Origin of the sequence: Streptomyces sp. NBC_01707 (genome assembly GCF_041438805.1) — a bacterium.
Taxonomy (GTDB): Bacteria; Actinomycetota; Actinomycetes; order Streptomycetales; family Streptomycetaceae; genus Streptomyces.
This window is the reverse complement of the sequence record NZ_CP109190.1, coordinates 3,351,919-3,365,571: the sequence shown is the minus strand read 5'-3', so window position 1 is coordinate 3,365,571 and position 13,653 is coordinate 3,351,919. Positions and strand designations below refer to the sequence as shown.

15 protein-coding genes and 2 pseudogenes are annotated in these 13,653 nt (G+C 66.2%); 8 read left to right on the top strand and 9 right to left on the bottom strand.

What is annotated here, in order from left to right; all coding sequences use genetic code 11:
* The first annotated feature begins 79 nt into the window (after positions 1–79).
* The 5 genes from OG963_RS15070 to OG963_RS15050 all read left to right on the top strand — a co-directional run bounded on the left by OG963_RS15070 (position 80) and on the right by OG963_RS15050 (position 7,129).
* Positions 80–1,873: a tyrosine-type recombinase/integrase gene (locus tag OG963_RS15070; protein ID WP_371799139.1), complete on the top strand. Its 1,794-nt coding sequence runs from the start codon at positions 80–82 to the stop codon at positions 1,871–1,873.
* Positions 1,874–2,230: 357 nt separating this feature from the next.
* Positions 2,231–2,959 carry a DUF4328 domain-containing protein gene (locus OG963_RS15065; protein ID WP_371799138.1) on the top strand — a complete coding sequence of 243 codons (729 nt, stop codon included), beginning with the start codon at positions 2,231–2,233 and terminating at the stop codon, positions 2,957–2,959.
* A gap of 1,104 nt (positions 2,960–4,063) precedes the next feature.
* Positions 4,064–4,684: a hypothetical protein gene (locus tag OG963_RS15060; protein WP_371799137.1), complete on the top strand. Its 621-nt coding sequence runs from the start codon at positions 4,064–4,066 to the stop codon at positions 4,682–4,684.
* A 236-nt stretch (positions 4,685–4,920) separates the two neighbouring features.
* A complete protein-coding gene (locus OG963_RS15055) occupies positions 4,921–5,178 on the top strand; it encodes a hypothetical protein (protein WP_371799136.1) in 258 nt (85 codons plus the stop codon).
* A gap of 709 nt (positions 5,179–5,887) precedes the next feature.
* Positions 5,888–7,129, top strand: a complete 1,242-nt coding sequence (locus tag OG963_RS15050) for an IS701 family transposase (protein ID WP_371800298.1) — start codon at positions 5,888–5,890, stop codon at positions 7,127–7,129.
* Between the two features lie 79 nt (positions 7,130–7,208).
* On the opposite strand, the gene OG963_RS15045 is transcribed toward OG963_RS15050, so the two are convergent.
* Positions 7,209–7,937 (bottom strand): SDR family oxidoreductase, encoded by a 729-nt coding sequence (locus OG963_RS15045; protein WP_371799135.1) that lies wholly within the window; start codon positions 7,935–7,937, stop codon positions 7,209–7,211.
* A 75-nt stretch (positions 7,938–8,012) separates the two neighbouring features.
* On the opposite strand from OG963_RS15045, the gene OG963_RS15040 reads away from it, so the two are divergent.
* A complete protein-coding gene (locus OG963_RS15040) occupies positions 8,013–8,390 on the top strand; it encodes a MerR family transcriptional regulator (protein ID WP_326623315.1) in 378 nt (125 codons plus the stop codon).
* A gap of 109 nt (positions 8,391–8,499) precedes the next feature.
* Here OG963_RS15040 and OG963_RS15035 read toward each other — a convergent pair whose 3' ends face one another.
* Positions 8,500–8,859: a hypothetical protein gene (locus OG963_RS15035; protein ID WP_371799134.1), complete on the bottom strand. Its 360-nt coding sequence runs from the start codon at positions 8,857–8,859 to the stop codon at positions 8,500–8,502.
* Positions 8,860–8,995: 136 nt separating this feature from the next.
* Positions 8,996–9,286 (bottom strand): hypothetical protein, encoded by a 291-nt coding sequence (locus tag OG963_RS15030; protein WP_371799133.1) that lies wholly within the window; start codon positions 9,284–9,286, stop codon positions 8,996–8,998.
* Positions 9,287–9,471: 185 nt separating this feature from the next.
* Between OG963_RS15030 and OG963_RS15025 the strand changes: the two genes are divergently transcribed.
* Complete coding sequence (locus OG963_RS15025) at positions 9,472–9,699, top strand: hypothetical protein (RefSeq protein WP_371799132.1); 228 nt, start codon at positions 9,472–9,474, stop codon at positions 9,697–9,699.
* A gap of 536 nt (positions 9,700–10,235) precedes the next feature.
* Here the strand turns inward: OG963_RS15025 and OG963_RS15020 are convergent.
* Both OG963_RS15020 and OG963_RS15015 read right to left on the bottom strand, forming a co-directional pair.
* Positions 10,236–10,754 (bottom strand): hypothetical protein, encoded by a 519-nt coding sequence (locus OG963_RS15020; protein WP_371799131.1) that lies wholly within the window; start codon positions 10,752–10,754, stop codon positions 10,236–10,238.
* Positions 10,755–10,857: 103 nt separating this feature from the next.
* Positions 10,858–11,295 carry a hypothetical protein gene (locus OG963_RS15015; RefSeq protein WP_371799130.1) on the bottom strand — a complete coding sequence of 146 codons (438 nt, stop codon included), beginning with the start codon at positions 11,293–11,295 and terminating at the stop codon, positions 10,858–10,860.
* A gap of 112 nt (positions 11,296–11,407) precedes the next feature.
* Here OG963_RS15015 and OG963_RS15010 point away from each other — a divergent pair.
* Positions 11,408–11,646 (top strand): annotated as a pseudogene (locus OG963_RS15010) (IS5/IS1182 family transposase); the annotation flags it as partial.
* A 153-nt stretch (positions 11,647–11,799) separates the two neighbouring features.
* Here the strand turns inward: OG963_RS15010 and OG963_RS15005 are convergent.
* The 4 genes and pseudogenes from OG963_RS15005 to OG963_RS14990 all read right to left on the bottom strand — a co-directional run.
* Positions 11,800–12,009 (bottom strand): annotated as a pseudogene (locus OG963_RS15005) (HAD family hydrolase); the annotation flags it as partial.
* A 175-nt stretch (positions 12,010–12,184) separates the two neighbouring features.
* A complete protein-coding gene (locus OG963_RS15000) occupies positions 12,185–12,331 on the bottom strand; it encodes a hypothetical protein (protein WP_371799129.1) in 147 nt (48 codons plus the stop codon).
* Positions 12,332–12,498: 167 nt separating this feature from the next.
* Positions 12,499–12,918, bottom strand: coding sequence for a hypothetical protein (locus OG963_RS14995; protein ID WP_371799128.1), 420 nt, complete (start codon positions 12,916–12,918; stop codon positions 12,499–12,501).
* Between the two features lie 141 nt (positions 12,919–13,059).
* On the bottom strand, positions 13,060–13,500 hold the full coding sequence (locus tag OG963_RS14990; RefSeq protein WP_371799127.1) for an XRE family transcriptional regulator: 441 nt from the start codon (positions 13,498–13,500) through the stop codon (positions 13,060–13,062).
* Positions 13,501–13,653: the final 153 nt, after the last annotated feature.

Below are 13,653 nucleotides of genomic sequence, written 5' to 3'. Positions count from 1 at the left end.
TGCTTCGATAGTCGGATCTTGGCCGGTTCAGATGGGGTAATGGGAGCACCGTGGGAGCACGAGCGGTTACCCTCCGCTCATGGCGAACCTTGTTGCGCGTAGGAACAGGGCTGGGGAGGTCTCCAGCTACCAGGTGCGGTGGCGCGAAGGGGGTGTGAGGACTGGTGAGCAACAGACCGAACGCTTCGACGATGAGGACTCGGCGAAGGTCTTTAGGGACGCGGTTGACGAGGCCAGGCAGCACTGGCCCCCTGGCTGGGTGAAGGGCAAGGGCTACATCGACCCGGCAGCTGCGGATGAGCTGCGTTATCGCTTCGACCGCTGGGCAGTTGAGTCCGTCGAGAATCGCACCGCGAGCAAGCGGTACAAGCAACAGCGCATTCGTGCGCTGGAGATGTACATGTTCCCGTCCTTCGGCAACTGCGACATCCGATCTGCCGAGCATTTCAGCAAGGCGACGGTCGGAGCGTGGGTCAACAAGATGCTGAAGACGAAGGTCAAGCGCGGGTCGAAGACAAAGGACATGTCGCCGGAGACGCTGCGGGGTCTGCATGGGCTGCTGTCGTCAGTCCTGAAGGAAGCCGTAGTTGCCGAGCCGCCGCTTCGAGACCGCAACCCGTGTGACCTGACCCGGCTCCCCAGCAATGACGATTGGGGCATCGGCGACGACGAGTCGAGCGACGACATGGAGTTCATGACTCCTGAAGAGATCGCCGGTCTCGTCGAGTGCTTCCCTCGCCCCAGTGATCGGATGCTCGTGCGGACGGCGTACGGGAGCGGACTACGGTGGGGCGAGATCAGCGCGCTCGCGGCGCGGCATGCCCGCAATCCCCGGCCCGGCGAGTACGAGCTGCGCGTCACCCGGGCGTGGAAGCGGGTGCCGGGCGAGGAATGGTGTCTCGGACCGCCGAAGTCGAAGGCGGGGCGACGGACGGTCGAGATCACGGCCGGACTCTGGCAAGAGCTTCTCGACCATGGCGTCGCCGGGCTGGGGAAGGACGACCTGATCTTCCACGACGGCAGCGGCGGCCGGCTCCCTTACTCGACGTTCTACGACCGGTGGATGGCAGGGGTCGCTGAGGCCAAGAAGCGAGGGGTGCTGCCGCAGTGGAAGTTCCCCACAATCCATGACCTGAGGCACTCGCACGTTGCGGCGCTGCTGTCGGACAGGCACAGCTTGACGTACGTGCAGCGGCGCCTGGGGCACGAGTCGATCACGACGACCTCCGACACGTACGGGCACCTGCTGGAGACGGCGCACACGGCCGCCCTGGTGACGATCGATCGGGTCATGGGCTTCACGCCGCCCGCTCGTGCGGCGTCGCAGGAGAACGGCCCCGAGCGTGACGGTGGTCGGGCGGTGCACGTCGCGCACATCGGTGCGCAGCGGATCGGCTTCTGGGATTTGGACGACGCCGAGGGGACGGCTGAGCGCTGGGTGCGCGAGCACGGTGGCTCGGTGCACGTCGAGAGGATGACGAGCGACGGGTGGATCGGCACCTTCGGCGATGGGGCCAGTGCGGACAGCGCGCTGAAGTCCGTGCGTTCGCAGACGCCGCGGCGTGCCTGGGTGTGGGAGGCGGGGCCAGCCGTGTACGCCCCGGACGGGTCCGAGGTCGTCACGAATCCGAGCGCGGCGAAACTGCGCGGCTCGTGGCGCTGGGACTTCGAGGACCTCTACACGGAAGAGCTTTCGCGCCCCGCCGTCGAGCGGCGTATTGGCCCGCAGGCGCAGACAGTTGCTCGAGCCTGGGGGAGGGATGAGGACTCCGTCCGAGAAACGTTCGCCGAGGCCCGCGCGGACGCGCTCCGGATCTGCTCCCTCAACCCTGGGGCAGGGACGGCCCAGGAAGGGTCGCAGCCGGTCTCCTAGGGCCTGTTCGGGGTCGTGATCGATGTTGTCGGGTCGGCTGACCGGCAGCGAAGACCCCAGGGATCCCCAGCGCCCGCCCTGCCGATAGTTCGGTACGAAGAGGCTCTGTGCCCGCCGCGTGCCTGATCCAGCGGGAAGCGGCGGGGAGTCACGGGGCGTGACGGCCACAGTGACGCTAAGGCCCAGGCCAGACGCTCCCGAGCTCAGGCCGCATCCGTGTCACTCGTTTTCCAAACTAGTGCCGTAGCAGGCAACGTTGGCCCTGTTGTGATGTGACGTGCCGTCCGGAGTCCTTGGCGGGAGGCCTGGAGTGGCTAGGGGAGTGACGTCTGGGATGGTGGAGGCGCTGGTCGGACTGTGAACTCGAACTCAACGCACGCGCCCACTTCGCCCGCCTCCTTCGCGGTGCTGCGTTCACCAGTCGGGCTGGGGGTGGCCACTTCCCTTCTGCTCTTCACCGTGATCGTCACGGACATACTGTCTATCGCCTCGGGTGGCTATCTGTACGACCTGCTGCGCGGCATGCCGCGCTCCGCGACGGCCCTGGGGACGTTCCCCGGCGTCGAGAACAGGCAGTTCTACTACGACCTCTCCGGCCTGCTTCAGAGCCTGCTCTACCTTTCCACCGGAATCGTCTACGTGTGCTGGCTCTACCGCCTGCGCGACAACGCCGAAGTCTTCGCACCGGGCACTCACCGACGAGGCCGCAGCTGGACCGGCTGGAGTTGGCTTATCCCGGTCGTCAACTTGTGGTTCCCGCGGCGGATCACCCTCGATATCTGGGACGCGAGCCGTCCCGTGGGACCGTACGCGCCCAACCGGCCGGGGCATGGCCTGATCAACCTCTGGTGGGGCTTCTGGCTCGCCGGGGGCTTCGTCGCCCTGGCCGGCGGCGCGGTCTACGACACGGCCGAATCAATCGGCCAGACGAACGTGGGTCTCGGCCTTGTCATGCTCAGCGACCTCCTCGACGTCGTCTGCGCCGTTCTCGCAGTCCGGCTGGTCCGCACCCTGACGCACATGCAACACGTCAAGGCGCTGAACGGACCGACCGGCCGGGACGCAGAGCCGCACAGCCAGGAGTGACTGAGAGGGCGCTCAGGCTCAGGCTCACAGGTAGGCCAGCACCGCCTTCCCCGTACGACCTAGCCCTCACGCCCGGCAGGGCCTCTGTCAGACGCCGCAGATCATCATCAGTGCGCGCCCAAGCATCCAAGTAGCAGTCGCTCGGCTCGTGCCAGGAAGCGACGGACAGCAACCTGTCGGCGAGGGTCAATGCCTCAGCCAGGTCCGTGGTCCGCAACACGGGCCAGGCACATGTGTTCCCCATATCCGCATCCTGCCAGAGTGATCGTTCTCCCAGGTGTACGCAGCATGCAGAGGCAGTCAACGGAGACAGGACAGCCCCCTGGCGCGGTAAGAGTTTCTCTACTTCATCAAGAGGCTCGCTTCGCTCGCCGGCCCGGGGGCTCGTAGACACACCTCGGAGGCCGACACCGGCTCCGCCTGAAGTGATCACGCCCATGGTGACGCGTGCGCGCCGGCATCACACCGCCGCCGCGATCTGGCCTGGGAGAGGGAAGAGCGCCGGCTGATCTCGCCGGACACAGTGCAGGGCGGAACCCCAGAAACCCCAAGAACCACCAGGACAACGAAGTAGATCCAAGTCCAGAAGGATCAATCCAGAGGATTGAAGGCCGCGCAGAGCAGAGCGCGGCGGCGCCGGTCGGCCGCCGCCGCACGCCCTCCACCATGTCTACGCCAGTGGGGGCGCGCGCCGGCGACCGCCCGCGCCCGCAGAAGGGCGAAAACACGTGATCACAGGGGCATGAGGTGACGCCATACGTGCAGGTCAACGACGCGTTGTGCTTCGACTAAGGCCGGATCGCGGCGACGGTGCAATGTCGACGGACCCGCTTCCACGGTCGTTGCCCATCGGCGGGGGCGGCCGGCTCCACGGCTTTAGGCAGCCACTTTGGGGCGAGCCTCGAAGATCATGGCCCCAACGTCGTGCTTTAACGGGCAGGTCCACAGACTGCCCGACTCGCGATGAGCTTACGGGGCCATGATCACTCGCCCCAAAGCAGCTCCAGCCCAAAGCCGTTCCACCGACCGCGCCGGAACAGTGCCGCTCTCATCCCGGCAGAAAAATCGATCTTCGGCTGCTGATCGTTGTGGCAGGGTGCGCGCATGTCCAATGACGTCGCGTACCCCGTCTTCCGCACTCCCGATCCCGCACTCGCCCTGCGCGTGGCCCGTCAGTTGCTCGGCGTGGGTGACCTGGAGCACGCGAAGGTGGACGTGGATGTTGAGCTCCCCAGAGTTGAAGATGTCCTGCTCATCCTGAGGACAATGCCCGACGCGTGGTTCAGGAAAGAGGACGTCGACGACTGGGTTCGGGATGAAAGCGACCCGACTGGGCTGCACGCTGGGGTTCATGGGCCGCAGTTGTCCGTGGACGCCGCCTTCCTGACCACGCACCTGCCGCTGTGGGCTTCGATGCTTGATCAACCCGTAGGGAGCATTGAGGACACCTTCACAGCGGTCGCCAGCACGTACATGGCAGAGATTCGCTGGTATTTCTTCGGATGGCCGGAAGTTCCAGAGCATGGGCTCTACGCGGATTACAAGCACGCCGAAGTCACCGTGCTGTTCAACGCCGCCACCCGCGAGATGGACGAGTGGTCCGACGGGCACACGGTCCTTGTCCACGTCCGCGACCGGAGCAACAACGGGTATAGCGAGCGGCATGCCTCGTGGTTGGCTAAGCAGGTTGGCCAGACCGTCATCGGCCCACCGCAGTTCTGCTAGTCACCGTGGCCATGCGGTACAACACGGAAGTACAGCAACCATGCCGACCACCACCGACCGTAATAGCACCACCGGCTGCCTGAGCAGCCCAGGAGACCTCAGCGACCGGTCAGCCGGTGTTCGCATCCAGGGGGTCTCCAGGGCTCGGCAAGGATCCCGTGGTGCTTCGCCGTCCTGCTCCCCCGCTCGCAACACCGCAACCGGCCGCAACGGATGGGCGCTGTACGGTGCGTCGCATGGACGCCCACATCGATGCCGACGATCACATAGCCGGCCGGGAAGCCCTCGCCGCCTTCGTGGAGCGTCTTCGCGACGACTATGCGCAGGACGGCGAGGAGTGGGAGAACCCCACGCTGGACGGGTTCCTGGAGGCCCTGGGAGCCTGGATCACGGACTCTCCGGGGTGGTACGCCAACTTCGGGCAGGAGATGCCCCCAGAGGGCGACTGGACGTTCTTCGCCCGGGCGCTTGACGCCGCTCGCATCTACGAGTGACTCGTGCCCTCCGCGTGCCCGATCGGGCAGCTTTCCACGGGCGCCAAAGGGGAACAACGGGGAACAACGGGGAATTGTCCACGGAGTGCCAGGTCAGCGGCCTGCCAGGTCAGCCCCGATCCACATACGCGATCTTCCAAACTGTGCTCCAGGATCCGAGCGCGAGGGTACTTGACTGGGGCATTGAAACTCCCGGCCAAAGTCGCTACAACGCCCGCGCGCTAGGGTGCCGCAGACGAAGGGGCGACATGAAGCGCGAGCCGAAGTGGCAGAACCATCCAGGCTGGCACCTGGTGATACCGATACTGCCGCTCTTGATCTTTGTGACCGTCGAAGACAACGCGATCACCCGGTTTCTCTTGGCCTCGGGGCTCACGTTGTCGGCGACCCGGTACGGGCGAGAAACGGCGCAGCGGGCGAGTGCCAAGACTGCCTCGGACCCTGACATCACCGCGAATCAGACTCCGCCGACCGCATAATCAAATTCACGGCGTGCCACGAGCGTGCCAGAACGAGGGGGGAACAACGGGGAACTCCGGGGGCCTAACGGTTGCTTAGTACTCCAGCCGTAGTTGTGGATCTTGGAGGGTGAGGCGGTGCCGACGGGTGCGGCCACCGGTGATCATCGTGTGTGAAGACAGAAGATCAGACGGTGGCCGCAGGTCACAGCGTAGGCCCTGCCCGTTGGGACGAGGAGTTCGAGGGGCTGATGGAGCGCATAGCCGGGCGGTTCGCCCGTTCTGAACCCCGGCGTCGGGTGGGGAAGTTCGTTCGCGGACTGCTGGCCAATCTGCCCCGCAAGAACTGCTCGACGATCGCTGAGTGGGCCGGTGAGGCCACGCCGGATGGCATGCAGCATCTGTTGGAGCGGGCCAAGTGGGACGCGGACGCAGTCCACGATGATCTGCGCGAGTACGTCGTCGATCACCTCGGCGCCGAGCAGGCCGTCCTCGTCGTCGACGAGACTGGCGACGTGAAGAAGGGGAACGCGACCGTCGGGGTGCAGCGCCAGTACACCGGCACCGCCGGGCGGATCGAGAACTCCCAGGTCGCGGTCTATCTTGTCCATGCCACCCCGCGCGGGCACGCCGCCGTCGACCGTGAGTTGTACCTGCCCAGGGCATGGACCGACGATCCCGAGCGGTGCCGCAGGGCGGGCCTGGACCCCGACGAGGTGCGTTTCGCCACCAAGACGCAGCTCGCCGCCGCGATGCTCGAGAGGTTCTGGGCCGGCGGTCACACGGCCGGCTGGGTCACCGGCGACGAGGGCTACGGCGGCAACCCGGCCCTACTGTCGATGATCGCTACGCACGGGACGGGATACGTCATGGCCGTCTCCTGCCGCACCGAAGTACACACCCCTGCTGGCAAGTTCCGTGTCGACGTGCTGATGCGCAAGGTGCCCCGACGCGGCTGGCAGCAACTGTCCGCAGGCACCGGCGCAAAAGGCCCGCACCGTTACGACTGGGCCACCGTCGGCCTGATCCCCACCCACTCGGCGGGCACCTGCCAGCTGCTGATCCGCCGCAACCACACCACCGGCGAGGTGGCCTACTACCGCTGCTTCAGCCCGCGGCCAGTACCGCTGCCCGCCCTGGCCAGCGTCGCCGGAACCCGCTGGAGGATCGAGGAGACCTTCCAGGCCAGCAAGGGCCTCGCCGGCCTGGACGAGCACCAGGTCCGCCGCCACACCCCCTGGCTGCGCTGGGTGACCCTCGCGATGCTCGCCCACGCCTTCCTGGCCGTCATCCGCGCCGACGAGCATCGCGAACACCCGGCCCCCACCGGACTCATCGCCCTCACCTGCAACGAAATACAGCGACTATTCGCCCTGCCCGCCGCATCGCCGAACGACCAACGCGACCATCGCCTGCGCTGGTCCCTATGGCGTCGCCGCCCCCAGGCGCGCCCCCGCGACTGCCACTACCGCCGACGCGAAGTCACAACATGAAGATCCACAACTGCGGGTGGAGTATCAATTGACCGACCTCAGAAGCAACCGACCGAAGCCAGCGTGGCTCGAGGGCCCCTCAGGTCGCCGTTAGCGCCGCCAGGGCGCGGTCCATCGCGGCGTTGAACTCTTCCGGCGTCCGCGGCAGCCGGGACTTGACGTCCCGACTCCACTGGTCGGCGAGGACCTCGGCGGAGCCCGCCTCGACACCGTCGAGCGCCGCGTCGGCCAGGTCCGACGGAGCGATCTTGTCCACGGGCCAGCCCGCGGACATGTCGGTGTCGGCCAGGCCGAGGTGTACCGCTGTGACGAGCGTGCCCTGCTCGGCGAGCTCCAGGCGGACGCCGTTGGTCATGGCCCAGGCGGCGGCCTTGGTCAGGTGGTAGGCATTGGCGCCCTTAACACCGAACCACGACATGGCGGAGAGGACGTTGACGATCGCGCCCCCGCCGTTCCTGGCGAGTGCCGGCGCGAACTCCCGGATCATTCCCAGGTGGCCGAACATGTTGGTCTCCAGCTCGTGCCGCACCGCGTCCAGCGAACCGGTCACCAGGTCGGTCCCCGTACTGATTCCCGCGTTGTTGATGAGTAGCGAGGCGTCCGGGGCGGCCTCGGCGGCGGCCCTCACGGATGCAGGATCGGCGATGTCGAGGCGCAGCACCTCGACCCCGGGCAGGTCCACGGTCTCCGGTCGGCGGGCCGTCGCGTAGACCTTGCGGGCGCCCCGTTCGAGCAGGCGCTGGGCGAAGGCGCGGCCCAGGCCGCGGTTGGCTCCGGTGACAAGGGCAACTGAGTTGTTGATATCCATGTCCGGTACGCTAAAACCTGACGTTGACGTCAGAGGCAAGTGCTGGTCGTCAGGACCGGGGTGAGAGGAATCACCATGACCGTCACGCAGGCCGCGGCCGAGCGGCTGATCCGCATCGGCGAGGTGGCGCGGGGCGCCGGCGTCTCGGTACGCGCCGTGCGCTACTACGAGCAGCAGGGACTGCTCATCGCGGAGCGCAGCCCATCCGGCCAGCGCCTCTACCGGCAGGACGCCGTCACCCTGGTGCGCTTCTTCCAGCAGATGTTCGCCGCCGGCCTCACCAGCCGAAGGATCACCGAACTCCTTCCGTGCTGGGACTCCGGGCACACCGACGCCGAGCAACGAGCCATGCTGCGCGCCGAGCGCGACCGTATCCAGGCCAAGGTCGACGACCTGCAGGCCGCCCTGGACCGCCTCGATGAGGTCATCGCGATCACGGACACGCACCCGTAGGCGCGGTCGGTCGGCCGGCGCACCAGCGATCTACGGCTGGAGTATTAGGCCAGCTGCGGGCAGGACTGGGATCCTGCAGGTCAGCCGCGGACGCGGACCAACCTCGCTCCTAAAGGGGTGGCTTCCTGGCAACCAGCGGCAGTGGCCAGCTAGCGCAGGCCACGAGTGCGCTGCCGTCCTCGGTGAGGAAGAGCAGGGTGAACCGTGTCCGATTGTCAGGATCGATCAGCGCTGTGCGCACAGGCCGGCCATATTCCCTGATGAGCTGCACTGCTCGCTCCAGGCCAGGAGGTTCGAATCCGCGCATCCGCATGCGCTGAAGTCGGCGACTGAAGACTCCGGCATGCGCACCAGTGGGTCGTACCCGTTCCTCCACCGAGTAGGGGGCGCCGCTGAGGAGGGCGGCCAGAGCTATCACGGACGCCTCGTCATCACCGATCAACAGCGATTCCAGCACATGCCGTTCCATGGTCACCCCGTTTGGATCGTGCGGTGCGGCAGCCAGGTACCGCAACCCTAGTAACCGCCCCCGCACGGTAGCGTCCCTCCGGGCCCGCCCAGCGGCCGGTATGACCCCCGCTGACTCATCGCGCTAGAGCTACGGATCAGAAGGGCCGCGTGATCTCGTGGGCTTCGAGCGCAGCGGTATAACGCTCCAGCTTGGCCCGCAGCTCAGCGTGGAGGAGGCTCGCCGCATTTCGAGCCTCCTCCAGGTCACCGGCGGAGCACAGTTCGGCGAGCTCGGCCACGTCGGCCTGGAGAACGCTAAGTGTGTCGCCCTGGATCAGGACTCCGGGGAAGCGACGCCCCGGGAGGCGGAGCACCGCGTCGTTACCGCCGTCGGTGAACAGCTCGGCCTCTACGCGTTCTATCGGATGCCCCGTCTCAGTCAGCACAGCTCACGCGGGTTCAGGGCAGGCCGGGAGTCGGTACTGGCTTAGTCGCTGACCATACGCGAGCGCAGGTGAACAGCCTCGTATACAGGCCCGTGTGACCTCAAGAGACTTGGAAAGCGTGCGCGGCCAACGTTGGTAGCTCTGGCCTGGTTGACGGAGGCCTGCGCCTTTGATCGACTCTGACCATGACGGCGGAGGCGAGCGAGTACGAGAAGGCCATGCCAGCGGTGTCAGCGTTCCTGAAGAAGATGGAACGAGGCATCGACCGTACGCGGGCGACGCACGCCGGGCAGCCGTACGCAACGGTCCGGCAAGCCTTGGTCCTCGCCTTGGAGGAGGAAGGGGCTAGCCCGATGGTGCCGCAAGTGGTCGACGAGCTGGCCCGGCAGATCTCCGAGGGGACTATTCGCTGAGGCAACCCTTGGCCACATCGAGCGTGCCAGGTAGGACGGGGAACGGCGGTCAACGGCGGGTGCCACGGGGAGCCCCAGAGGTCACCCTGGCACCCATATACGCTGGTCAGACACCTGTGAGCGAGTGGAAGATCGGGGATTCCAAAGCTCAGAGCTTGGCGTCCTCGCGCTCCGTTAAGGTGCGCAGCATGACCGACGCCCCAGCCTGCCCTGAGCGCAGCCAAGCCATGCAGTTCGGCGGATTCGTGCTCTGTGTGCGGGAGGACGACGGTAAACGGACGTGCCGTGCGCTGTGGAAGTGCACCAGTCGCCATGCGTGGGGGAAATGGGCCGACCGAACCGGATGAACCGTTGGAAGTCTGCCCAATGCCGGAGCTGTTCCGCTGACATCCAGCTTTGATATCAACGACTATGGACAGCCGCAGCGTTCAGCGGTCGCGAACGGCCCGGGTGTGCACGGGTGGAGCCCGACAGGCAGCGGGTGGATCGAACTCCTAGTCAGATGCCGCACGGGCACTTGACGGGCTGTTGTCCCGTTAGGGCACGGCGGGGAATGGGTACTCGGGCACCCAGCCCGGGGCATCTTCCAACGGAAGGTGGTCGCGGTAGTACTGCGACTCGAACCACTCCTCCTTCACGAAGAGCGGGCGCGTTAGGAGCGCTTCCCCGACCTGTTGCGAGCGCAGGAGCAGTCCGAGATCGGTCAGGGCGAGCGAACCGTCAGGGGTGTAGAGCACCCAGTTCCCGTTCTCGGCGGCGTGGTCCAGCAGGAACTGGTGGCCCTGCGCTGGATCGCGGCCGGCCAGTGGGAAGCCTGCCAGGAAGAACTGCGGACCGGTGACCGCATCCAGCGCCACGCATACAAGCTTGCCCGCGGCGTAGAACACCTTCACCCCGCCCGGGAAGTCTTCCTGCCCGTAGGGGCCGCCAACCCGAGCCTCCGGCTCGGAGGCCAGCAGTGCCTCGGCGACCTCGGCTGGAGACATGCCGAACCGTATTGGCCCCACGCCGCCTTCGGCCCACATCTCCCAGCGCTCGCGCTCAACTGCGTTCATCCACCCCACCCCACGTTTGAGCGGCCCGTACCCGTGTCCGTTGAATCGATGGACCGTGCCCCGCTGGTTTGGCCTGGCCATAGAGCCTAGCCAGCTTCGTGTGTCAGCGCCCGTAGACGTGGGCGCGTACGAGCGGGTCGTGCTCCAGGATGAAGTCGGATACGTCCCAGAACTCCGACAATCTCGGGTGATGGAGAGCAGCCTCACGATCGAGCTTGGTGCCGAACAGTGGACCGTCGGGGTGCGCGAGCCCGGCAGTCACCAAGGTCGAAGCCGGCGTGTTCTGCCCAGCCACTGGACCGACCCGGCAGGCGAACGAGACGTGATCGCCCCACTGTTCAGCTCCAGCGCCCCAGGTCCCGAAGATCACGTCTATCCACGCATCGTGATCCTTGTCCTTGTGGTGGTAGCAGTTCGCGAAGTAGACGGCGTACGCGGCACCGTCAGCGTGGATGAAGTTCCACGCCCGTTCGATCGGAGCTTGGCAGCAGTCACACTGGAACTCGCGGGTCTGCCGGTCCGGGCCAAAGGTCAGTGACATGCCGGACATCATGCGGCACGATCGATCACCCCCGAGCAGCAGCCCCCGACGCCGTGCCCCATCCGGGCCCGATTGGACGGGAAACCACGGGGAACAGCGGTCGCCGACGGGCGTAGTGATTCCGGAGAAGATCGATCAGGCTGCGAACCGCAGGAAACGAGGAACCGGGGCGGGCGTCCGGTCTCCCATGACGCGGATCTCTACCGAGAGCGCAACACTGTGGAACGGCTGATCAACAAGATGAAGCGTGGCGTGGCCACTCGTTACGACAAGATGCCGGACAGCTACCTGGCCGGGCTTCAGTTGCGGGGTTCGATCATCTGGATCCGCAGCCTTCGCCCCGCCACATGATCGCACCCCGAACAGCCCCTGGGCCGGCGCCGAAGGAGAGGGGCTTCTCAATCGCCGGGTAGAAAGTCCCTTCTGGAGGTCGGCAGGCCCCTGGTAGTGCACGCCGGTCATCCCGAGCGAGACGGCGGTCTCGACGTTCTCCCAGCGGTCGTCCACGAACAGGCACCGGTGGGCGGCGACTCCGGCCCGCTCAGCTGCGATCTCGTAGATCACCTGGTCAGGCTTGGCCACTCCCACTCGGGCACTGCTGACGACGTGGTCCGCGAAATCCGCCAGCCCCATCGACTCAAGGTCACGCTCCAGCTCCAGGGTCGCGTTGGTCACCAGGACCAGGGGCACATGTCCCCGCACCCGGCGCAGCATGGCCACCACCACGTCGTCGGCCCGGAACGGAGCATCGGCAAGCGCCATTCCCAGGTCGCGGGCATGCCTCAGCGGTATCTGGTCGGACAGCGCCGACGCGATGGAGTCCACCCATGCCTCCTTAGTGATCTTGCCGAGGAGGATCGGCAGGTCCACTTCAGGGGCCTAGGCCGGCCTAGGCCACCTCTGCGGTGGTGCCCTCGGCAAGTCCCACGCCGCGTTCCAACTCGGCCAGCGGAGCCATGTCGTAGAAGCGGATCACGTTGTCGAGGTCGCACAGGACCGCGTCGAAGGGCCTGCTGGATGTTTTGGAAGCCGTCACCTGCCCATGAATAGCACAGCGTTCGACCGTTGCTAGATCACCAAGTACAGGACCTAGTGGCCTAAGGCAACGAAAGGGGCCCCGACGTCCGGGGCCCTTTTTGTGTGCGCATGAGGGGAGGGTGCGCCCTACCGAAGGCCGGGCGAATCGATTCACTCAACACGTTGTCAGACGCGGTCGTGGTCCCCGCGGGCTGCCGTGTTCGGGATCCGGGCGCGCTGTCTGGTGGGAGTCTGGGTGTCGCCGCGGGCCTTGGACCGGCGAACGAAGCGGTCGGCGCCGGCCTGCAGCGTCTCCTGGATGAGGAGGTTGTGTTCCTCGGTCAGTTCGCGCAGTTCGCGTTGGACGGCTATGCGCTGGCCTCGTTCGCGGCTCAGTTCGTCGAGGGTGTCGTCCAGTCGTTTCTGGATGCTCTCGATGCGCAGCTGATTGGTCGCGGTCTGCCGTTCGACGAGGCGCGCGGTGTCTTCCACGGCGCGTCGTTCGGTGGCCAGGGTCTCAAGGTCACTGCGCATGGACGCGCTGTGCCGGACCAGCCAGCCGCGGATCAGGAGGACGGCGCTGAAGATGGCCCCGATGGTGAGCACCGTGGTTCCGCCTACGGCGCGGATCCAGTTGCCATGGCGAAGGCCAGAAATCCCGACGCTGCCGCCGTAGATTGACGTCCCCAAAGTGGTCGCAATGACGACGAGTTGGCCGGTGAATCGGCGCCTCTGGACGAGCACGTATTACCCCCTCGATGCAGCGCCCCCCTCGGTCTCAGCCTCCCGTTGCAGGCGGATCGCCTGCTGGATGTTGCTGATGAGCATCTTGCGAATCATGGGGTCAGTGATGCCCCAACTGTCTGCTGCGTCCTCAGGGGTTAGAGATGCCGAGCGTACATGCGGTTCATTCGGATCATTCCAGGATTCACCCGAAATGACGTTGCCTCGGACGAGCATCGTTTGGATATCTACGTTCACCGCCTTCGCGAGCCCTTCCATCTGGGAGGGGCGAGGGAGGGTCTTGCCGTCGAGGGTGCGACTGATGGCGGACGCGCTCATGCCGCTGTCTGCGGCGAGCCGCTTGCGACCGCCCGCACCGGAGGTGACGTCGTAGCCGGCCTTGGCTGCGGCTTCCGTCAGGAAGCGGGCGAAGGCCTGGGCGGCTGCTGAGGCGGGGGTGTCCATGCGGGGGACTTTAGCGTGCATGCAAGCACGCCGATAGGGGCTTGCATGCATGCATTTGCGCAGGTCAACCCAGCTTGGTCTTGATTATGCAGGCCGTTGTGGTGGTGCGCGGGCGTACGTCCACTCTAAAAGCACAAGTGGAACCGGACCTTC